Origin of the sequence: Pseudomonas antarctica, from assembly GCF_001647715.1 — a bacterium.
Classification (GTDB): domain Bacteria; phylum Pseudomonadota; class Gammaproteobacteria; order Pseudomonadales; family Pseudomonadaceae; genus Aquipseudomonas; species Aquipseudomonas antarctica_A.
In genome coordinates, this window is the sequence record NZ_CP015600.1 from 1,201,533 (window position 1) to 1,220,826 (window position 19,294).

A 19,294-nucleotide genomic window follows, 5' to 3' on the forward strand; every position below is an offset into this window, starting at 1 on the left:
CCATGACTCAACCAACGCTAACCCGCAGCTGGGTGGACTCCGCCAACGGTCACCGTGATTTCCCGTTGCAGAACCTGCCGTTGGGCGTGTTCAGCATCAACGGCTCGGCACCGCGCAGCGGCGTGGCAATTGGCGACGCGATCCTCGACCTGCATGCCGCGCTGGACGAATTTGACGGTGAAGCCCGTCGCGCAGTTGAAGCGACGGTAGGTGGCCAGTTGAACGCCTTTTTCGAGCTGGGCCGTGGCCCGCGCGTGGCCTTGCGCGAGCGGCTGCTGGAGCTGCTCGCCGAAGGCAGCAAGCTGCAAACCCGTGAAGCGCAGGTGCTGCACCGCGCCGCCGATTGCCAGATGCACCTGCCGGCGAAAATCAGCGATTACACCGACTTCTATGTCGGCATTGAACACGCGCAAAACGTCGGCAAACTGTTCCGTCCCGACAACCCATTGCTGCCGAACTACAAGTACGTGCCAATCGGTTATCACGGCCGCGCCTCGACCATTCGCCCGTCGGGCACGGATGTACGCCGGCCCAAAGGCCAGACGCTGCCCGCCGGCCAGACCGAGCCAACCTTCGGCCCCTGCGCACGCCTGGATTACGAATTGGAGCTGGGCATCTGGATCGGCCAGGGCAATGCCATGGGCGACTCGATTGCGATTGGTGACGCCGCCGAGCATATCGCCGGTTTCTGCCTGCTCAACGACTGGTCGGCGCGGGATATCCAGGCTTGGGAATACCAGCCACTGGGCCCGTTCCTGTCCAAAAGCTTTATCACCAGCATCTCGCCGTGGGTGGTGACGGCCGAAGCGCTGGCGCCGTTCCGCAAAGCCCAACCGGCACGCCCCGAAGGCGATCCGCAACCGCTGCCGTACCTGCTGGACACGCGTGACCAGGCCGCGGGCGGCTTTGACATCGAACTGGAAGTGCTGCTGACCACCGCCTCGATGCGCGAGCAAAACCTGCCGGCCCATCGCCTGACGTTGAGTAACACCCAGCACATGTACTGGACCGTGGCACAAATGGTTGCACACCACAGCGTCAACGGCTGCCAGTTGCAGGCCGGTGACCTGTTCGGTTCGGGCACCTTGTCCGGCCCGCAACCGGGGCAATTCGGCAGTCTGCTGGAAATCACCGAAGGCGGCAAAAAGCCGATTGAACTGGCCTCCGGCGAGGTGCGCAAGTTCCTCGAAGACGGCGACGAAATCATCCTGCGCGCCCGGTGCAGCCGCGAAGGGTTTGCCTCCATCGGCTTCGGCGAGTGCCGTGGCACTGTGGTCGCGGCGCGCTAAGAGGGCAGGGCGATGGAACTCTATACCTACTACCGTTCTACGTCGGCGTACCGGGTGCGTATCGCCCTGGCGCTCAAGGGGTTGGACTTCAGCGCCGTGCCGGTCAACCTGCTGGTGCCGCCCGGCGGGGCCAATCGCCAACCGGCGTACCTGGCGATCAACCCGCAAGGCCGGGTGCCGGCGCTGCGTACCGACGAGGGCGAGTTGTTGATTCAGTCGCCAGCGATCATCGAGTACCTGGACGAACGTTATCCACAGGCGCCGCTGCTTTCCAAAGACCTCGCAACCCGTGCCCATGAGCGCGCGGTGGCGTCGATCATCGGCTGCGATATTCACCCGTTGCACAACTCCAGCACCCAGAACCTGCTGCGCCAGTGGGGGCATGACGAGGCGCAATTGCTGGAGTGGATCGGGCACTGGATCAGCCAGGGCCTGGGTGCAGTCGAGCAATTGATTGGCGATAAAGGCTTTTGCTTTGGCGAGCAGCCGGGGATGGCGGATGCGTTTCTGATTCCGCAGCTGTATGCGGCCGAACGCTTCAAGGTGCCGTTGGCGGCGTACCCGCGCATTGGGCGCGTGGCGGCGTTGGCGGCGCAGCATCCGGCGTTTGTGCAGGCGCATCCGGCTAATCAACCGGATACCCCAGAAGCACCCTGAATCAATGTAGGAGCTTGCTCGCGAATGCGTCGGATCAGTCGAAACATTTGTCGCTGACACATCGCTTTCGCGAGCAAGCCCGCTCCCACATTTTGATCGGCGACATCCTCATAAAAATAACAGGTACCTTGCGATGCACAATCAGATTGCCAGCTTTCGCGCGGCACTCGACGCCCGTCCGGTGTCGCGCTATCAGTGGTTGATTCTCCTGTTGCTGGCGTTGCTGCTGGTAACCGATGGCTACGACGCGCAGGTGCTGGGCTATGTGGTTCCGGCATTGGCGAAGGATTGGGGCCTGGAAAAAGCGGCATTCGGTCCGGTATTCAGTGCCAACCTGCTGGGCCTGACGCTGGGCTCGTTGCTGGTCACGCCACTGGCTGACCGCTTTGGCGTGCGGCGCATCCTGCTCGGCTGCGTACTGATCTACGCCAGCCTCACGGTGTTGATGGTGTTTGCCAATTCGCTGACCACGCTGATGGCCGCACGGTTTATCTGCGGTATTGGCATGGGCGGCGCAATGCCGAGTGCCATGGCGTTGATGTCGGACTATTCGCCGCCCCGGATGCGCACCTTGATGGTGACCCTGGCCGCGTGCGGTTTCTCATTCGGCGGCGCGGCGGGTGGTTTCGTGGCCGCAGGGTTTATCGATGGCTTCGGTTGGCAGGCGGTATTCCTCGCCGGCGGCGTGACGCCGTTGCTGCTGTTTCCTTTTCTGATCTGGCTGTTGCCGGAATCCCTGCCGCGCCTGCTGCGGGATGCGCCGCCGTATGCGCGCTTGCGCAAAGTCACTGGTCGCATGCTGCCCGACTGGCAACCGCCGTTGGCGAGCGAAGCCGAAAACCTTCAGGAGCGGGGCAGCAAACTCACGGTGGTCGAGCTGTTCCGAAATGGTTACGCGCGCCCGACCGTGTTGATCTGGGCGACCTTTTTCGTCAGCCTGATCCTGCTGTATTTCATGATCAGTTGGCTGCCGTCGTTGTTGCTGGAAAGTGGCCTGGCGCTGAACGAAGCCAACCTGGTGACCTCGATGTTCCTGTTCGCCGGCACGTTGGGCGCCATCGGCATGGCCTGGTTCGCCGACCGCCTGAAAAGCAAGGTACGGCTGCTGTCCGGCGTGTTGGCGGCGGCGGCGGTATGCACCATTTTGCTGGGCCTGAACCACGATAATCCGCGCTATCTGGTGGCCTGTGTATTCGCCGCCGGATTTTGCATCATCGGTGGGCAACTGACCCTCAATGCCTTCGCCAGTAACTTCTACCCGGCGCATGTGCGCGCCACCGGCACTGGCTGGGCGTTGGGCGTGGGGCGATTCGGGTCAATCCTGGGGCCGCTCTTTGGCAGCATGTTGCTGGCGATGCATATTCCGGTGGAGCAGATTTTCTTCTTCTGTGCGATTCCGGCGGTGATTGCGGCGCTGTTGATCATCCAGGTGCGCTCGCCTGTACCGACTGCGCCGAAGAGCCCGCTGTATAGCGATATTCTCAAGGCGCCGGCCAATCACTGATTGACCGGTTGACGCGGTTTATGTGGCGAGCCGGCTCGCCACACAGCACGTATTTCAGTGCACCACTGAGTTGGGCGGCAGGTGCCCCAGCCGCTCCGTCAGGCGCAGGCGCTGGATCGGGTCCTCGCTGAGCAACAAGGCGTGCTCGAGGTCAAAACGTTCGGCGCTCGGGCAATCCAGGCGCTGGTACAAACTGGCCCGCGCCAGGTAGTCGGCGGCGCTGGCGTTGCCCAGTTCCAGCACGCGTTCGGCGTCGACCAGCGCGGCCAGCGGGTTGTCGTTGGAGAGGTGCAGTTGGCGCAGGTTGCGTGACAACCGTTGCAGGATCGAGCGCGGGTCGGCGGTCAGCAGGTGGTCGGCGTGTAACTTGATATTCGGCCCGTACTGGCGATGCAGCAATTCTCGGCAGTCATTGGGGTACAGGCGTCGCCCGCCGCAGGGGTCCAGCAGGTGATCGGCGCCGGGTACCCGCAGCAGGAAATGGCCCGGGAAGTTCACGCCCACCATGGGGATATCCAGGCGCCGCGCCAACTCAAGCGCGATCAGGCCCATGGCCAGGGGTTGCCCGCGTTTGCGTTGCAATACCTTGTCGAGCAAGGCCGCCGCCGGGCGCAGCGGGGTGAAGTCATCCTGGGCGAACCCCAAGTCATTCATGCGCCGCAGCAGCGGCTGGCCGAGTTCATCCGCCGGCAACATGGGCATGCCAACGCTGACCTGTTGCTGCAGCACAATGAGCTCTTGCAGGATCAGCAAGGGCTGCACGGCGGGGTCGTGTTCGGCAGCAATCCACAGCGCAGCTTCAAACAGCGCAGGGGGTGAACGGTCCAGGCAGGCGAAAAAGGCTTTGCGGGGATTCATTGCGTTCTCCGGCGGATGCCCCCGTTTTAGCCTTGCTGTGAATTTTCGTCCAGTGACTTAAGCAATAACCGACGTGCTTATGTCGCAGACCCCACGAAATCCGGCGGCTTATTCCAGCGCACTTCGGCAGTTTTCTACCGCAAGCCTATACTTGGGCCTCTACCAGAAGTGATTCGGGAGCTCGACGATGTTTGCGCTTATGCACAGCACCCGCCTTGAGTCGCTGCACCTGAGCGTCGACGCGGTCACCGGGCTGAAGGCGGTCATCGCCATTCATAACAGCCGCTTGGGGCCTGCCTTGGGCGGTTGCCGTTATCTCGCTTACCCCGACGATGAAAGTGCCGTGGCCGATGCCGCGCGCCTGGCCCAAGGCATGAGCTACAAAGCCGCCCTGGCCGGCCTGCAGGTGGGCGGCGGGACGGCGGTGATCATCCGTCCCGTGCACGTGGAAAGTCGCGCCGCCTTGTTTGAAGCGTTTGGCCGTTGCATTGAAAAACTCGATGGCCGCTTCGTTACCTCGATCGACAGCGGCACTTCAGTGGCCGACATGGACTGCATCGCCCAGCACACGCGCTTCGTCACCAGCACCACCGCCGCCGGCGACCCCGCGCCCCATGCTGCCATGGGCGTGTTCACCGGCATCCGTGCCGCCGCCATGGCCCGCCTGGGCAGTGACAACCTCGAAGGCTTGCGCGTTGCGGTGCAGGGCTTGGGCAATGTGGGTTACGCCCTCGCCGAACAACTGCATGCCGCGGGCGCTGAATTGCTGGTAAGCGACATCGACCACGGCAAGGTACAGCTCGCCATGGAGCAACTCGGCGCACACCCTATCGCCAACGACGCCTTGCTCAGCACGCCTTGCGACATTCTCGCGCCTTGTGGCCTCGGTGCGGTGTTCAATCGGCACAGCGTCGGCCAACTGCGTTGCGCCGCCGTAGCCGGTTCTGCCAGCGCGCAACTGACCACCCTGGACATCGCCGACCAGTTGGAAGGGCGCGGCATCCTCTACGCCCCGGATTACGTGATCAACTCAGGCGGCCTGATCTACGTCGCCCTCAAACACGCCGGCGCCGAGCTGGCGGACATCACCGCGCACCTGTCCAACATCGGTACGCGCCTCACCGAAATCTTCGCCCACGCCCAGGCCGAAAAACGCTCCCCCGCACGGGTGGCGGATGAGCTGGCCGAGCGCCTGCTGTACAAATAGTCCAGGCATTAAAAAGGCCCTGAATCATTGATTCAGGGCCTGTTCAATTCGGGCTTTATTCCGCCGTTGGGTTCAGCAACTCGGACAAAGCGTCCGGTTGGCTCTTGAACGCCTTGGCAAATACATCGCGGTTCTTCGCCATGTAGATCCCGGCTTCTTCCACCTGCTGCTCGCTCAGGGACGGCACGGCTTTTTGCAACACTTCTGCCAGCAACTCAGCGAGTTCAAGCATTTTGTCATGACGGTCAGCTTCGGCTTTATCCATGAACAAACGCTCCAGATCTCGGCTGCTGCGGTATACCACTTCGACGGCCATTTACCACCTCACATGCCTTCACGATAGTTGTCTTTTTCGACTACTGTATTTATATACAGCTAAAAGAGTAAGCCAAACCCTGGGGTTTGGGTAGCAGTTTTTTAATGTAGCCGGGAAATAGGGGTTTGCTACAACGGAAGTTTCTGACAACACGCTGAGGTTGCCGAGTAATCCTACGGTGGCTTACCTTCTCCGGGCCTTGCATCGCGGGGCCGAGCTTGGCGGCTCGAACATGAAAAGGAGAACTTTCTTGATTAGTACCGGAGCCGCACCATGGAAAACAATACTCACCGTACCGCCGATGCTTTGAATTCCGAGCCGCCCGTCACGCTATTTGGCGTCACTCCTACAGTGGACACAGAAACCCTTCTGGCAAACGCCAGCGAAACCCTAAGCAGCGCCCGTGAATTGGCCAATACGCTGGCATTCGACCTTGAAGGCCCGCAGCGAAGCCTGGTCTTGGCGATTCACCAACTGGTGGAAATGGGCGGCTTATTGGTCGACCGAGCCCTGGAGCACGTCGCACCGGCCTGAGATTTAGACCCGGTCGTTCCCGAGTGAGTGGGAACGATCCAAAAAGTCGTTGCGTAATCTTGGATTTTTTCTGTTACTCACTTCATCGCTTCGAACACGACAGTAAAAACGTCAACGACTAGACTTCCTCTTCATCGACAACGGAGGCATTTATGGACACTTCCTTTTCCTCAGGCATCCCAACAGATACCGAAGCGCAGGCCGACAGCTACGACCGCTGGTTTCGCGCCAAAGTGCAAGCTGCTCTCGATGACCCAAGCCCAGGTATTCCTCATGATGAGGTGATGGCCGAGATGCGTGAGCTAATCGAATCCAAACGCAAGAAAGGCGATGCTGGTTGAGTGGGCCCCTGCAGCGCGGGCACAACTCCGGCAAATTACTGATTACATCAGCGACCGCAATCCAGTGGCAGCGCTTGAGCTGAACCAGGCAATAGAAGCCTGTGTGCTGGCGCTATCTCGTAGACCCCACCTTTACCGCCCTGGACGTGTCGTCGGCACGCGAGAAATGGTGGTGCATCCGAATTATCTGGTCGTCTATCAGGTGACCGACAGCATTCGGGTTCTCTCGGTTTTACACGCACGCCAGCGATATCCTTCATAGATCCGCTTCTCGGATGAGTAAAGTATCTACTCTGCTCATCTTCGTAAGTGTCTCATGTCACCCCGCCATCATCTTATACGTGCCTCTGGCCTTTTTTCTGCATGCAAAACAACCGTCACGTCCAACCCGCATTATCCGGTCGAGCCGACCTAAGGAAGCATCATCGTGAAAATCAACTGGGCCGAAAAGCTGCGCCGGCAAGTCCATGGGCTGGCCGAGTCGCTGGGCAATCTGTTCGTCGAGACGTTCCATTACCTGGCGCTGTTCGCCATTGGTGCGGTGACCGCCTGGGCAGCGGTGATGGAGTTTCTGGGGATGCTGGAGACCGGGCACATCAAGATTGATGACATCTTGCTGCTGTTCATCTACCTGGAACTGGGCGCGATGGTCGGGATTTACTTCAAGACCAACCACATGCCGGTGCGCTTCCTGATCTACGTGGCGATCACTGCGCTGACGCGCCTGCTGATTTCCAACGTGTCGCACCACAATCCGCCTGACATCGGCATCATCTACCTGTGTGGCGGCATTCTGCTGTTGGCGTTCTCGATTCTGGTGGTGCGCTACGCCTCGTCGGCGTTCCCGTCGGTGAAGGTTGAAGGCCCGCGCCGCAAGGGCGAAGCGAGCCTGGAAACCGAGAAGGGCGAGCTTTAAAGTCCAACGCTGAAGGGCAGGGTGCGGGCGGGCGGTGGCTGCAGGAGTTTGTGGCTGTCGCCGTCCGTCATCACCGTGAGTATTTCCATGGCGCTGTGGCCCTGCTCGATGGCGATGCCGAATTGAATACTTTGCACCAGCCGTTTGAGCCGCTGCGGGTCGTTGCGTTGTTCGGCGCTGATCATGCGTTTGGCCACCACGCCGTCCTCATTCGAGAGGGTGAGCATGATGCTGCCATCCAGCCGTTGGATGCTCAGGTTGACGCGGTAGTTGGGGGTGAAGGTGTCGGTGATGATCTGAAAAGGATTGTCCATGGTGCGTTACCGCCTGATAGGAACATGCAGTCATTGACGACCGGTGTCAGGATTAGTTCGCGTTGCCTGACCATCGGCCACTCCGTCGCTGAGGTTTCACAAAGTCCGTTTGCCTCATGAGCTGTACAGCAAGGGCCGTGCCGTAAAGCAATCCATCACCCAGTGATAGTCCAATGTGGGAGGGGGCTTGCTCCCGATAGCGGTGTATCAGTCAATAAATGCTCGGCTGAAGGACCGCCATCGGGAGCAAGCCCACTCCCGCATTTGTTTTGTGTTGTTCTTGAGGGCGGTGGGCTATTTCAGGGCAATACCGAGAAAACGATCGCAGACAGCGCAATCAGCCCGATCACCACCACAAACACATTCGACAGTTGGCCCGAGTACTGGCGCAGAGACGGCACGCGGCGAATCGCGTACATCGGCATCAGGAACAGCAGGCACGCGATGATCGGCCCGCCCAGGGTTTCGATCATGCCCAGGATGCTTGGGTTGAAAGTGGCCACGGCCCAGCAGGTCAGCACCATGAACAGTGCGGTGCAGCGTTCCAGCCCTTTGGACGACATCGAGCGGTTACGCCCGCGCAGGGATTTGACGATCAGCCCCTGGAAGCCTTCGCTGGCGCCGATGTAGTGGCCGAGGAAGGATTTGGTAATGGCCACCAGCGCGATCAACGGCGCGGCGTAGGCGATCACCGGGGTCTGGAAGTGGTTGGCCAGGTACGACAGGATCGAAATGTTCTGCGCCTTGGCGGCGGCCAAGTCAGCTGGCGACAGGGCCAGCACGCAACTGAAGCAGAAGAACATCACCGTCAGCACCATCATGCCGTGGGCAGTGGCGAGGATGCCGCTGCTTTTGCGCTCGGCCTGGGCGCCATACACGCGCTTCTGGTCAACCGCGAACGCTGAAATGATCGGTGAGTGGTTGAAGGAAAACACCATCACCGGGATCGCCAGCCACAGGGTCTTGAAGAACAGCGGTAACGGCATGCCTTCGCTGGCCGAGGCGAAAAATGCGCCGTTCCAGTTGGGGATCAGGCTCACGGCCAGCAATAGCAGGGCGGCGACGAACGGGTACACCAGCACACTCATGGCCTTGACGATCACACCCTGGCCGCAGCGCACGATGGCCATCAGACCGAGGATCAACACCAGCGACAGGATCGCCCGCGGCGGCGTGGCCATGTGCAGTTGGTGTTCCATGAAGCTGCTCAGCGTGTTGGTCAGCGCCACGCTGTACACCAGCAGGATCGGGAAGATGGCGAAGAAGTAGAGCAGGGTGATCAGCTTGCCGGCACCGACGCCGAAGTGTTCTTCGACCACGTCGGTGATGTCGCCGGATTTGCCTGACAATACAAAACGCGTCAGCCCACGATGAGCAAAGAAGGTCATCGGAAAGGCCAGCAACGCCAGCACGATCAGCGGCCAGAAGCCGCCGACGCCAGCATTGATTGGCAGGAACAAGGTGCCTGCGCCGATGGCGGTGCCGTAGAGGCCCAGCATCCAGGTGGTGTCGTGTTTGGTCCAGCCAGTTGTTACGGTGGTCTCTGAAGCAGGATTTTCGGCAGCAGGTGTACGTACATCGGTCATCGGTATTGCCTCGTTATTATTTTTGCGCGGGCTCACGTATGGGGCGGGTAAAAGTGCTCCGATCAGCACTCCACCCAGCTGACCGCCAGGCCGCCCCGTGAAGTTTCTTTGTATTTGTCATGCATATCGGCGCCGGTATCGCGCATGGTGCGGATTACCCGGTCGAGGGAAATGAAGTGTTTGCCGTCACCGCGCAGGGCCATTTGTGTGGCATTGATGGCTTTGACGGCAGCGATGGCGTTGCGCTCGATGCACGGCACTTGCACCAGGCCACCGACCGGGTCGCAGGTCAGGCCGAGGTTGTGTTCCAGGCCGATTTCGGCGGCGTTTTCCAGTTGTTCCGGGGTGGCGCCGAGGATGTCAGCCAGGCCGGCGGCGGCCATGGCGCAGGCGGAACCCACCTCGCCCTGGCAACCGACTTCGGCGCCGGAGATCGAGGCGTTCTTTTTGCACAGGATGCCGACGGCCGCTGCAGCGAGGAAGAAATTGACCACATCATCGTCGGACGCGTCCGCGTTGAACTTCATGTAGTAATGCAGCACCGCTGGAATGATGCCTGCCGCGCCGTTGGTTGGCGCAGTGACCATACGCCCGCCGGCAGCATTTTCTTCGTTGACGGCGAGGGCGAACAGGTTGACCCATTCCATGGCCGACAAGGTCGAGGTGATGACATTGGGTTTGCCGATTTCCAACAGGCTGCGGTGCAATTTCGCCGCACGGCGTGGCACATCAAGGCCACCTGGCAAGATGCCTTCATGGCGCAGGCCTTGCTCTACGCATTCGCGCATCACTGACCAGATATGCAGCAGCCCGCTGCGGATGTCTTCATCGCTGCGCCATGCGCGTTCGTTGGCCATCATCAATTCCGAAACCCGCAGGCCGTGCGTGTTGCACAGGGCCAGCAGTTCGACGGCGCTGGAAAAGTCGTAGGGCAATTCCACATCGCTGGCAGGCGCAATGCCTGAGGCAGCTTCAGCCGCTTCGATGATGAAACCACCACCTACCGAGTAATAGGTTTGTTCGCTGAGCAGGCCGCTGTCGCCGTAGGCGTGCAGGGACATGGCGTTGGGGTGATAGGGCAGGCTTTCGTCCAGCAGGAGCAGGTCTGTGTACCAGTTGAAGGCAATGTCCTGCTTGCCCGCGAGTAATAAACGGCCGGACTCGCGCAATCGCTGGATACGCGCGTTGATCGAGGTGGGATCGACCTTGTCCGGCCATTCGCCCATCAGGCCCATCACGCAGGCGCGGTCGGTGGCATGGCCGACGCCGGTGGCGGACAACGAGCCGTACAGACGTACTTCGACACGGCGTATGTCGTTCAGCAAATGTTGGTCGGTGAGGGCTTGGGCAAAGGTCGCCGCCGCCCGCATCGGGCCGACGGTATGCGAGCTGGAAGGGCCGATGCCCACCTTGAATAGATCGAAAACACTGATAGCCATGCTAAAGCCTTACAAGCAATGGAGTAGAAATCGCTGCCATGTTTTGTAGGACGAGCGGAATTGGCGCGATACTGAGCCTCTGGATCGGCACTGACCAACGAATTATCCTAAGACACCCTTTAGCAGGACTAAACTCTATGGCCCGCCCCCTTCATGGTCAGACGTATGTCTGGCTGCACGTTTTTTCCTGTGCTGCGCGGCATCTGTCGTTCACCCGCTGCGCCGAAGAACTGCACATCACACCGGGGGCGGTGAGCCAGCAAATCCGCCAGTTGGAGGAGCGTTTGGGCTTTCGCCTGTTTCATCGACGTGCGCGCGGGGTGGAACTGAGTGCCGAAGGGCAGCGGTTGGCGGCGACGGTGGGGGAGGCCTACGGCAGCATCGATGCCGAATTGCAGCGGTTGGACGCGGGGATGATCAGCGGCACCTTGCGGTTGCGTTCTATCCCCTCGTTTCTCGGCAAGTGGCTGACCCCGCGCTTGCCACGCCTGCAGCAACGTTTTCCGGATATCCAGCTGCGCATGGTCGCCGAAGACAGCAGCATCGCGCTGCACGAGGGTGACTTCGACCTGGCCATCGACTTGAACGACGGCAGCTACCCCGGCCTGTTATCCACAGCCCTGCTCGATGAACAAATTTTCCCGGTGTGCGCCCCCAGCCTGCTGCGCGGCCGCCCGCCCTTGCATGGCCCGGCTGACCTGGTGCATTTCCCGCTGTTGCATGACATTACTGCCTGGCGTGGGAGTTATGAATACGCCGAGTGGGAGTTTTACCTGAACGCCATTGGCTATCACCAAGCCGATGTGCGGCGCGGGCACACCTTCAACCGCAATCACCTGACCATCGAGGCTGCCATCGCCGGCATGGGCGTGGCCATCGCGCGGCGCACGTTGCTCAATGATGAACTGGAGCGCGGCACCTTGATCGTGCCGTTTGGGCTGGCCGTGCCCAACCATAAACGCTACGTGCTGCTTTACGCGCCGGGCGCGCTGAGCCATCCGGGCGTACGTGCGGTGCATGACTGGCTGGTGGAAGAAGCGGGAATTTTTCGCGGATTGCACCCGTTGGGGGAGGGGCAATTGTAAGGTTCGCTGGGCGTAAGAAGATGTAACTAACTCCCCACCCTAACAGCGTTTTTGCTCGTAGTCAGACTTAATTTGTAATGTGGGATTTATCTTTGCAAAGGACTTGAAATGTTCTTCTGAGTGCTCAATTGTGTAATCAAGAGGTCATGGTTTCACCACCCCGGTGTTGCAGTTTGTGACCTCTCGCGAGCTAGCTGAAATAAGGGAAGAACTATGCAAATCCAAGTCAATAGCGATAACCATATTGAAAGCAGCATCCGACTGGAGGAGTGGGTACGTACTACCATTGAGAGCACGCTCGAACATTATGAAGAGCACCTGACCCGTGTAGAGGTCTACCTGAAGGACGAAAATGGCGACAAGCCTGGTCCCCACGATTTAAGTTGCCGTCTGGAAGCACGGCCAAAGGGCCATCAACCGCTGTCGGTATTGCATAAAGCCGATACCCTGGAACAGGCGATCGACGGTGCAGCCGTCAAGCTGGAGCATGCGCTGGAACATCTGTTCGGCAAACTGCAAGGCAAGCCACGCGCTGCCGGGAAAAGCCAGCCGACCACCAAAGTCAATGAAGATGAGCTTGAACAGGAGTTTCTGGAAAAAGAACGTGCGGTGTTTAACAGCTGATAGCTGACGGTTCTTTCATCCCTACTAAAACGGGCCTGCATTTGCAGGCCCGTTTTCGTTTATTTGGCGCGTCGGAAAAAATACCCGCTCAACACCGCCAACCCGCAAGCGCCCAGGCCCGCAAAGAGCATCGCCCAACCGACGCCGTGGCGCAGCGCGGCCTGGGCATCGGTGGGGGCCAGCGCCAACACGTCCAGCTTGCCCGCCGCAATATGCTGGCTGATTTCTGGCCAATTCATGGACGTGGTTTCGGGGAGCAGGCTCGCGAGGTGATGGCTGATTCCCAGCAACAGCACCAGCCCCATCAGCGCGATATTGAGGGCCAGGGTTATCAGCCGTGCACTGAGGTCGATGCCCGAGGCCATGCCCGCGCGGTCGGCTGACACCGAGCCGGTGGTGGTGTTGGTGGTGGGCGAATTGGTCAGTGCCAAGCCCACGCCGGCCATCGCGCAGCTGAAAAGCACCCAGGCAATGCTCGGATGCTCGGCACCATTGGCCGCTGCCATGGTGATAAATCCTGCGCCCATCAAGCCCAGTCCCAAGGGAATGATGCGTTCTGCGCCATAGCTCAGTGCCAGGCGTTCGGCCAACGGTGGCACCAGCAACGTGGGCAGGGTGTAGGCGAGCAGGGCGCCGCCGGTGGTCATCGTGTCGTAGCCCAGGCCGGCCTGGAAGTAGAGCGGCAGGTAGATCATGAATGGCCAGAAGCTGAAATTCATGCCGATCGAGCCCATCAGCGCGCCGTTGAAGCGCTGGATGCGGAACACCGAGAAATCGAACATCGGCTGGGCGCTGCGCCTTTCAATCAGGATAAATAGCAGCAGCCCGGCCAGCGACAAGCCTGCCCAACCAAGCATGGCCGGTGCGCCGAAGCCGTTCTCGCTGCCCTGGGTGATGAAGTACACCAGCGCAAATACCGACAGCGTCAGGGTCAGCATGCCGGCAATGTCGAGGCGATGGCCGGCTGGGTCGCGGGATTCCTCGACGCTGATGCGCAGCAACACCAAGGTCAACAGGGTGAGCGGCGCATGCACGAGGAACACCCAGCGCCAGTCTGCTACCGCCAAAATCAACGCGCCCACCATCGGTCCGAAGCCCAGGCCCACGCCCGCGATCACGCCCCATATTGCGAAAGCGCGCGCCCGTGCCGCGGGTTCACGAAACCGGTGCGAAAGAATTGCGAACTGACAGATCATCATGGCACCGGCGCCCACGCCCTGGACAAAACGTGCAGCGATCAGCGTGGACGCGTCGTTCGCCAACCCACACGCCAGCGAGGCCAGCCCAAACAGCCACAAGCACAGCACCAGCATGCGCCGACGCCCAAAGCGATCGGCCAGTGTGCCCGCTGCCATCAAGACGCTGGTGCAGGCCAGGGTGTAGGCATTCATGATCCATTGCGCGTCCTGAAAGCCCGTGCCCAACTGCTGTTCCAGGGTTGGCAGGATGACCGGCACGCTGGAGATTTCCAGGCCGAACATCAGGGCTACGAGGCAGACGGCGGTAAGGGCAACGCCATCTCTGGCAGTGCGCGGGGCGCTGACGACCGATACAGCGGCGGCGGGCGGCATGGGTGGTTCCTTTCGATTGGGTGAGAGCAGTATTCTCGCGGGAACAGGGTTCTTTATTTGTGATAAGTTTTCCGTCAATAAGGGAATTAAAGGCGACAGTAGACTCATGGCCACCCCGCGTTTTGATGGCGTCGAACTCTTCCTGCAAATCGTCGAGAGCGGCAACCTGACCGAAGCCGCCGAACGCCTGAACCTCACTCGTTCGGCGGTGGGCAAGGGGTTGGCGCGGTTGGAGGCCCGTTTGGGCACCTGCCTGTTGCAGCGTTCTACCCGCCGCCAGCGTCTGGACCGAGGACGGGCAGGCTTATTACGAGCATTGCCTGCGTGCACTGGCAGAGTTGGAGGCCGCCGAATCGGTATTGGAGAGTGGCCGCCAGCAGCCGCGTGGGCGGTTAAGGGCAAGCTTGCCGCTGGCCTTCGGTCACCACTATGCGGCACCTGCTTTGTGGGGCTTGATGGATCGGTACCCGCAATTGGAGATCGAGATTTCCTTCTCTGACCGGCTGACGGATCTGGCGCAGGAAGGCTTCGACGTTGCCGTGCGTATCGGCCCGCTCCCGGATACAGACCGCCTGAGTGCACGCCGCCTGGGCGAACAGTCCGTGGGCCTGGCCGCTTCACCGGCCTATTTGCAACGTGTCGGGCGGATTGAATGTATCGAGGACCTCGCCGGTCATCGAGGCATTGCCTACCGTTGCGCTACTTCGCATAGCTCGGGGGTGATATCACCTTTGGTGCTGGACGACCTCCAGGCCGTGGCCGATGCCGCCATTGCTGGCGTGGGCCTGGCCTGGTTGCCGAGCTGGTTGATTGCGCACTATGTGCTGCGTGGCCAACTGGAAGCGGTACTGCCGAGCTACCGCGACCAGCCTGCGCCGATCCATGTGATTTGGCCCACGGCCGCGCACATGCCGGCCAAGACGCGCTGCGCCATCGACGCGTTGGTCGCCAGCACGCCGAGTTGCTTGGCGGGCAGCTAGCACCCAATCGAAAAGGCCGAACTCCTGTGGGAGCTGTCGAGCCCCTGCGAGGCTGCGAAGGCGATGGCACAGGCAAATTTAGTTGCCTGACCCACCGCTTTCGCAGCCTCGCTAAAGCTCGACAGCTCCCACAGGGTCTTACATCGTTTGTAAGGTCCCACGCCTTAATTGAAGCGCTATGACTCAGGCAGTTAAAACGCGATGGAGGTTTGCACGTAGACGGTGCGCGGCTCGCCCACGTATTTGCCCTTGTTGTTGTCGTCGAACGAGCGGGTGAAATACTGCTTGTTGAAGATATTTTTCATACCGACTGCTACGTTCAAGTCCGACAGTTGTGGGCCGAAGTCATACGCCGCGCGGCTGCTGAACAGCATGTAGCCGGGGATGCGTCCGTTGGCGCCGTCGGCGGTTTCAGCCTGGGTGTTGGCGTTGTCGGCGAACTGGCTGCTCTGGTAGCTGCTGTCGAGGTTGAGCTTCCAGCGGCCTTCGGTGTAACCCACGCCGAGGGTGCCTTTGTGCTTGGACGAAAAGGGTACGCGGTGGCCTTTGTTCGGGCCGTTCTCACGGATGGTCGCGTCCACAAAGGCATAAGTGGCGTACACATCAAACCCCGCGAGCGCCGGGCTCAAACCGTCGAGCGCGTAGTTGATGCTCGACTCGATACCCTGATGGCGCGTTTCACCGCGCGCGATCACCGAATCGTTGGTCTGGTTGCTGTCGTACTGGTTGTCGAAGTTGATCAGGAACGCGCCGATTTCCGCACGCAAGGTGCCGTTGTCATAGCGTGTGCCGAGTTCCCAGGTGCGGGCTTTTTCCGGTTTCACTTCGCCGCTGGTCACGCGGTTCGGCATTTGGCTGTACTGCACGCTGCCGAATGAGCCTTCGGTGTTGGCGTAGAGGTTCCAGTCTTCGGTGAGGTGGTAAAGCACGTTCAACGCCGGCAGTGCGGTGTTGTAGTCGCCTTTGTACTTCACGTTGGTCAGGTTGTTGGTCTGCTGGGATTCGATCATCTCGTAGCGCACGCCCGGGGTGATGGTCCACTTGCCGATATCAATGCGGTCATCGACGAAAAACGCATTGGCCTCGGTGGCGCCGCGGGTGTCGCGGTCATTGCGGCTGTTGGTGGTCGGCAACTGCTGGTTGGCGCTGATCGGCGTGCGGTAGCGCAATTCGTGGCCAGCTTCGTTGATGTAGCGGTAGCCGACGCCCACTTCATGGCTGCTCGGGCCTATGTCGAAGCCTTGGGCGAAACGGGTTTCCAGGCCGCGTACCCAGTACTCGCGCGGTGACAGCGAGAGGAAGCTGCCCTGGTCCAGGTAGCCATTACGCAACGTGGTGGTGAAGAAGGTGTTAGCGGTGAATTCGCGGCGGTCTTCCTGGTAGCGGTAACCGGCGTTGAACATCGTACGGCGGCCCCAGAATTTGTCGTAGGGGCGCGTGGACTGGTACGGATCAGCCTTGTAGTCCTTGACGTTCAAGCCGCCGGGCATATCGGCCTGGCCTTCGTAGTACTGCGCCATGGCATTGAAGCTGTTGGCGTCGTCCAACTGGTATTTGCCCTTGAGGATCAGGTCGTCGATGCGCGTGTTGCTGTTTTCGCGCCAGTCGCCGCCACGCGTGCCGGAGTACAGGATCGCGCCGCCCAGGCCATTGTCCGCGGTGCCGCCGGCCAGCAGGTTGCCGGTGGTCTTGAAGCCGTCGTGGCTGGAGGATGGGCTGGTTTCGGTCTGCAAGCCGCCTTTGACCGTCGGCGCATCCGGGATCGCGCGGGTCACGAAGTTGACGATGCCGCCGACGTTTTGCGGGCCGTAGCGCACTGCGCCGCCGCCGCGTACCACGTCTACCGCGTCCATATTGCCCATGCTGATCGGCGCGAATGACAGCTGCGGCTGGCCATACGGTGCGAAGGGCACCGGGATGCCGTCCATCAGCACGGTGGAGCGCGATGCCAGGCGCGGGTTGAGGCCGCGAATGCCGAAGTTCAGCGCCATATCGTGGCTGCCGGTGCCGTTGTTTTCCGGGGCGTTGACGCCGGGAATGCGGTTGAGCACGTCACGGGCCTGGGTCGCGCCCTGGCGCTCGAACTCTTCACGGCGGATCACATCACGCGCACCAGGGTGTTCGAACACGTTGGTTTGCGCCGCGTCGCCGAGCCAGTCCCCGACCACGCTTGAGGTTTGCAGTTCGACGGTAGCGGGGCCGTTGGCCGGTTGCAGGCTGTAGGCGTTATCACCTTCGGGGCGGGCTTGCAGGCCCGTGCCCTCCAGCAGTTTTTGCAGGCCTTCGGCAGCGCCGTAATTGCCCGACAACCCACCGCTCTGCATGCCGGCCGTGACCTCGGAACCGAAAGAAATCAACACGCCAGCCTCACGTCCAAATTGATTCAGCGCTGCTTCCAGGGTCGCCGGGGCGATGTGATACGGCTTGGCATCGGCGGCCATCACCTGCGGCAGCACGGTAAGACTAAGGCTGGCGCCCAGTAGGAGTTGGCGCAAGGTGCGAGCGAGAAGCGTCGGTTGCTGGGGCATGAAGAGCGGTCCTGAGAAGGAAAGATCAAGGTGGCTTTCCTTCTCTGTCACGCGAGGTGTGGAAATCGGCTCACTTGCGGGTAAAAAAGTGCTGAAATAATTTCAGGCGCGAGCCTGGACCGTCACCCAGTAGCGGGTAAACCGCCGCACTTTGACCGGCAGGCTGACTTCCAGCAGGTCGAGGATGCGCTCGCTGTCGTCCAGCGGGTAGCTGCCGGACAGCAGCAGGTTGGCCACTTGCGGGTCGCAATTAAGCTGGCCACGGCGATAGCGGCCCAGCTCGGCGAGAAAATCCTCCAGACGCATGTGCGCGGCCACCAGCATGCCGTCGGACCAGGCGCCGCTGTTGGCGTCGGTGGGCAGTGGGGTGTCCCAGCCTTTACGGGTGAAATTGACCTGGCGCGTGGCCTCGACGCTCAGCGGCAGGCCGCGGTAGCCGTTGGGCATTATGTCGACAGTGCCGTCAAAAACGGCCAGTTGGGTATGGTCGTTGAACTGGCGCACATTCAGCCGTGCGGCCTGGCTGCTGAGCAAACCCTGGCCGGTGAGTACATGCAGCGGCGTATTGCCGGCGCGGGCAGTCAGCAGCATTTCGCCCTCAAGCAGGCGGATCAAGCGTTGGCTGCCATCAAAATGCACATCCACCGCGCTGCCGGTGTTGAGCTGCAACCGGCTGCCGTCGGCCAATTGCACATTGCGCCGTTGGCCGACGGGGCTGCGGTAGTCGGCGGTCAATGGCGGCAAAATATGCTGCTGGCGCAGGCCCCAGGCGGCGGCCGAGCCCGCACCGAGGATCAGCAACAGCTTCAGGGCCTGGCGCCGGCTGCTGGATTTGGGCGCACTCAACGCGGCATGCGCCAGCGGCGAGGGCATGCCGCGCAGGCGCTGGTTCACGCGCTGCATATGGTCCCACGCGCGCTGATGTTCGCTGTGGGCGTTCAGCCATTGTTGCCAGGCCGCTTGCTGGCGCGGGTTGAGCGCGCCTTGCTGCATTTCCATCAGCCAATGCACCGCCTGCTCGGCAACCTGGGTCGAAAAGTTCACAGGGCGAAGTAGCAGCGCATCGCCGCTTTATTCAGGTGGCGTTTGACCGTGGCGATGGAAATGCCCAGCTCGGCGCCGATTTGTGCGTAGGTCAGACCGTCAAGCTGGGCCAGCAGGAATGCACGTTTGACCAGGGTGGGCAGGCCGTCGAGCAGTTGGTCCAGCTCCAGCAGGGTTTGCAGGATGATGGCGCGTTCTTCTTCAGAGGGCGCCACGTGTTCAGGGCTCTGCGCCAGTGCCTCGAGGTAGGCGCGTTCCAGGTCCTGGCGGCGGTAGAAGTTGAACAATACGCGCTTGGCGACGGTGGTGAGGAAGGCGCGGGGTTCGATCAGCGTTGGGGTTTCCCGTGCGGTGAGCACGCGGATGAACGTGTCCTGCGCCAGGTCGGCCGCGCTTTCCGGGCAGCCGAGCTTGCGTCGCAACCAGCCGGTGAGCCAGTGGTGATGGTCGTTGTACAAAACTTCGACGGTATTGGACGGCTGCAACGCAATCACTCCACAA

Annotated in this window: 19 protein-coding genes and 1 pseudogene; 11 read left to right on the forward strand and 9 right to left on the reverse strand. The window is 60.9% G+C overall.

What is annotated here, in order from left to right:
• Nucleotides 1–2 precede the first annotated feature (2 nt).
• From fahA to A7J50_RS05205, 3 genes are all read left to right on the forward strand, one after another.
• Nucleotides 3–1,289, forward strand: a complete 1,287-nt coding sequence (gene fahA, locus A7J50_RS05195) for a fumarylacetoacetase (protein ID WP_064450831.1) — start codon at nucleotides 3–5, stop codon at nucleotides 1,287–1,289.
• Nucleotides 1,290–1,301: 12 nt separating this feature from the next.
• Entirely contained in the window at nucleotides 1,302–1,946 is a 645-nt protein-coding gene (maiA, locus tag A7J50_RS05200; RefSeq protein WP_064450832.1) for a maleylacetoacetate isomerase, read from the forward strand.
• 133 nt (nucleotides 1,947–2,079) lie between these two features.
• Nucleotides 2,080–3,450 carry an MFS transporter gene (locus A7J50_RS05205; RefSeq protein WP_064450833.1) on the forward strand — a complete coding sequence of 457 codons (1,371 nt, stop codon included), beginning with the start codon at nucleotides 2,080–2,082 and terminating at the stop codon, nucleotides 3,448–3,450.
• A 54-nt stretch (nucleotides 3,451–3,504) separates the two neighbouring features.
• On the opposite strand, the gene A7J50_RS05210 is transcribed toward A7J50_RS05205, so the two are convergent.
• Nucleotides 3,505–4,308 carry a SirB1 family protein gene (locus A7J50_RS05210; RefSeq protein ID WP_064450834.1) on the reverse strand — a complete coding sequence of 268 codons (804 nt, stop codon included), beginning with the start codon at nucleotides 4,306–4,308 and terminating at the stop codon, nucleotides 3,505–3,507.
• A 187-nt stretch (nucleotides 4,309–4,495) separates the two neighbouring features.
• Here A7J50_RS05210 and A7J50_RS05215 point away from each other — a divergent pair, with 187 nt between their 5' ends.
• The gene (locus A7J50_RS05215; RefSeq protein ID WP_064450835.1) at nucleotides 4,496–5,515 is read left to right on the forward strand and encodes a Glu/Leu/Phe/Val dehydrogenase family protein; all 1,020 of its coding nucleotides are present in this window, start codon (nucleotides 4,496–4,498) and stop codon (nucleotides 5,513–5,515) included.
• Between the two features lie 55 nt (nucleotides 5,516–5,570).
• On the opposite strand, the gene A7J50_RS05220 is transcribed toward A7J50_RS05215, so the two are convergent.
• A complete protein-coding gene (locus A7J50_RS05220) occupies nucleotides 5,571–5,831 on the reverse strand; it encodes a YebG family protein (RefSeq protein ID WP_016974596.1) in 261 nt (86 codons plus the stop codon).
• A gap of 273 nt (nucleotides 5,832–6,104) precedes the next feature.
• Here A7J50_RS05220 and A7J50_RS05225 point away from each other — a divergent pair, with 273 nt between their 5' ends.
• From A7J50_RS05225 to A7J50_RS05235, 4 genes are all read left to right on the forward strand, one after another.
• Nucleotides 6,105–6,365, forward strand: a complete 261-nt coding sequence (locus A7J50_RS05225; protein WP_064450836.1) for a DUF6124 family protein — start codon at nucleotides 6,105–6,107, stop codon at nucleotides 6,363–6,365.
• A 152-nt stretch (nucleotides 6,366–6,517) separates the two neighbouring features.
• The gene (locus tag A7J50_RS05230) at nucleotides 6,518–6,706 is read left to right on the forward strand and encodes a hypothetical protein (protein WP_064450837.1); all 189 of its coding nucleotides are present in this window, start codon (nucleotides 6,518–6,520) and stop codon (nucleotides 6,704–6,706) included.
• Nucleotides 6,696–6,968: a type II toxin-antitoxin system RelE/ParE family toxin gene (locus A7J50_RS30400; RefSeq protein WP_082895828.1), complete on the forward strand. Its 273-nt coding sequence runs from the start codon at nucleotides 6,696–6,698 to the stop codon at nucleotides 6,966–6,968. The genes A7J50_RS05230 and A7J50_RS30400 overlap by 11 nt, the downstream gene beginning before the upstream one ends.
• A gap of 165 nt (nucleotides 6,969–7,133) precedes the next feature.
• Nucleotides 7,134–7,622, forward strand: coding sequence for a phosphate-starvation-inducible protein PsiE (locus A7J50_RS05235; RefSeq protein WP_064450838.1), 489 nt, complete (start codon nucleotides 7,134–7,136; stop codon nucleotides 7,620–7,622).
• Here the strand turns inward: A7J50_RS05235 and A7J50_RS05240 are convergent.
• The 3 genes from A7J50_RS05240 to A7J50_RS05250 all read right to left on the reverse strand — a co-directional run bounded on the left by A7J50_RS05240 (nucleotide 7,619) and on the right by A7J50_RS05250 (nucleotide 10,961).
• Nucleotides 7,619–7,936 carry a DUF3509 domain-containing protein gene (locus A7J50_RS05240; protein ID WP_064450839.1) on the reverse strand — a complete coding sequence of 106 codons (318 nt, stop codon included), beginning with the start codon at nucleotides 7,934–7,936 and terminating at the stop codon, nucleotides 7,619–7,621. The two genes, A7J50_RS05235 and A7J50_RS05240, sit on opposite strands and share 4 nt — an antisense overlap.
• 299 nt (nucleotides 7,937–8,235) lie before the next feature.
• Complete coding sequence (locus A7J50_RS05245) at nucleotides 8,236–9,522, reverse strand: serine/threonine transporter (protein WP_064450840.1); 1,287 nt, start codon at nucleotides 9,520–9,522, stop codon at nucleotides 8,236–8,238.
• Between the two features lie 62 nt (nucleotides 9,523–9,584).
• A complete protein-coding gene (locus A7J50_RS05250) occupies nucleotides 9,585–10,961 on the reverse strand; it encodes an L-serine ammonia-lyase (protein WP_064450841.1) in 1,377 nt (458 codons plus the stop codon).
• Between the two features lie 137 nt (nucleotides 10,962–11,098).
• Here A7J50_RS05250 and A7J50_RS05255 point away from each other — a divergent pair, with 137 nt between their 5' ends.
• Nucleotides 11,099–12,046, forward strand: coding sequence for a LysR substrate-binding domain-containing protein (locus tag A7J50_RS05255; protein WP_053254551.1), 948 nt, complete (start codon nucleotides 11,099–11,101; stop codon nucleotides 12,044–12,046).
• 213 nt (nucleotides 12,047–12,259) lie between these two features.
• A complete protein-coding gene (locus A7J50_RS05260; protein ID WP_064450842.1) occupies nucleotides 12,260–12,670 on the forward strand; it encodes an HPF/RaiA family ribosome-associated protein in 411 nt (136 codons plus the stop codon).
• A gap of 59 nt (nucleotides 12,671–12,729) precedes the next feature.
• Here A7J50_RS05260 and A7J50_RS05265 read toward each other — a convergent pair whose 3' ends face one another.
• Nucleotides 12,730–14,241: an MFS transporter gene (locus A7J50_RS05265; RefSeq protein WP_064450843.1), complete on the reverse strand. Its 1,512-nt coding sequence runs from the start codon at nucleotides 14,239–14,241 to the stop codon at nucleotides 12,730–12,732.
• 106 nt (nucleotides 14,242–14,347) lie between these two features.
• Between A7J50_RS05265 and A7J50_RS05270 the strand changes: the two are divergent.
• Nucleotides 14,348–15,221, forward strand: a pseudogene (locus tag A7J50_RS05270) (LysR family transcriptional regulator).
• A gap of 191 nt (nucleotides 15,222–15,412) precedes the next feature.
• Here the strand turns inward: A7J50_RS05270 and fecA are convergent.
• From fecA to A7J50_RS05285, 3 genes are all read right to left on the reverse strand, one after another.
• Nucleotides 15,413–17,749, reverse strand: a complete 2,337-nt coding sequence (gene fecA, locus A7J50_RS05275) for a TonB-dependent Fe(3+) dicitrate receptor FecA (protein WP_064450844.1) — start codon at nucleotides 17,747–17,749, stop codon at nucleotides 15,413–15,415.
• Nucleotides 17,750–17,851: 102 nt separating this feature from the next.
• Entirely contained in the window at nucleotides 17,852–18,793 is a 942-nt protein-coding gene (locus A7J50_RS05280) for a FecR domain-containing protein (protein WP_064450845.1), read from the reverse strand.
• Entirely contained in the window at nucleotides 18,790–19,278 is a 489-nt protein-coding gene (locus A7J50_RS05285) for a sigma-70 family RNA polymerase sigma factor (RefSeq protein ID WP_064454860.1), read from the reverse strand. Before A7J50_RS05285 ends, A7J50_RS05280 begins: the two co-directional genes overlap by 4 nt.
• Nucleotides 19,279–19,294: the final 16 nt, after the last annotated feature.

Coding starts and splice junctions, on each gene's coding strand:
- fecA (WP_064450844.1), bottom strand. CDS start 17,749: ATGCCCCAGCAACCGACGCTTCTCGCTCGCACCTTGCGCCAACTCCTA.
- A7J50_RS05265 (WP_064450843.1), bottom strand. CDS start 14,241: ATGCCGCCCGCCGCCGCTGTATCGGTCGTCAGCGCCCCGCGCACTGCC.
- A7J50_RS05230 (WP_064450837.1), top strand. CDS start 6,518: ATGGACACTTCCTTTTCCTCAGGCATCCCAACAGATACCGAAGCGCAG.
- A7J50_RS05240 (WP_064450839.1), bottom strand. CDS start 7,936: ATGGACAATCCTTTTCAGATCATCACCGACACCTTCACCCCCAACTAC.
- A7J50_RS05220 (WP_016974596.1), bottom strand. CDS start 5,831: ATGGCCGTCGAAGTGGTATACCGCAGCAGCCGAGATCTGGAGCGTTTG.
- A7J50_RS05215 (WP_064450835.1), top strand. CDS start 4,496: ATGTTTGCGCTTATGCACAGCACCCGCCTTGAGTCGCTGCACCTGAGC.
- A7J50_RS05205 (WP_064450833.1), top strand. CDS start 2,080: ATGCACAATCAGATTGCCAGCTTTCGCGCGGCACTCGACGCCCGTCCG.
- A7J50_RS05260 (WP_064450842.1), top strand. CDS start 12,260: ATGCAAATCCAAGTCAATAGCGATAACCATATTGAAAGCAGCATCCGA.
- fahA (WP_064450831.1), top strand. CDS start 3: ATGACTCAACCAACGCTAACCCGCAGCTGGGTGGACTCCGCCAACGGT.
- A7J50_RS05255 (WP_053254551.1), top strand. CDS start 11,099: ATGGCCCGCCCCCTTCATGGTCAGACGTATGTCTGGCTGCACGTTTTT.
- A7J50_RS05225 (WP_064450836.1), top strand. CDS start 6,105: ATGGAAAACAATACTCACCGTACCGCCGATGCTTTGAATTCCGAGCCG.
- A7J50_RS30400 (WP_082895828.1), top strand. CDS start 6,696: ATGCTGGTTGAGTGGGCCCCTGCAGCGCGGGCACAACTCCGGCAAATT.
- A7J50_RS05210 (WP_064450834.1), bottom strand. CDS start 4,308: ATGAATCCCCGCAAAGCCTTTTTCGCCTGCCTGGACCGTTCACCCCCT.
- maiA (WP_064450832.1), top strand. CDS start 1,302: ATGGAACTCTATACCTACTACCGTTCTACGTCGGCGTACCGGGTGCGT.
- A7J50_RS05245 (WP_064450840.1), bottom strand. CDS start 9,522: ATGACCGATGTACGTACACCTGCTGCCGAAAATCCTGCTTCAGAGACC.
- A7J50_RS05250 (WP_064450841.1), bottom strand. CDS start 10,961: ATGGCTATCAGTGTTTTCGATCTATTCAAGGTGGGCATCGGCCCTTCC.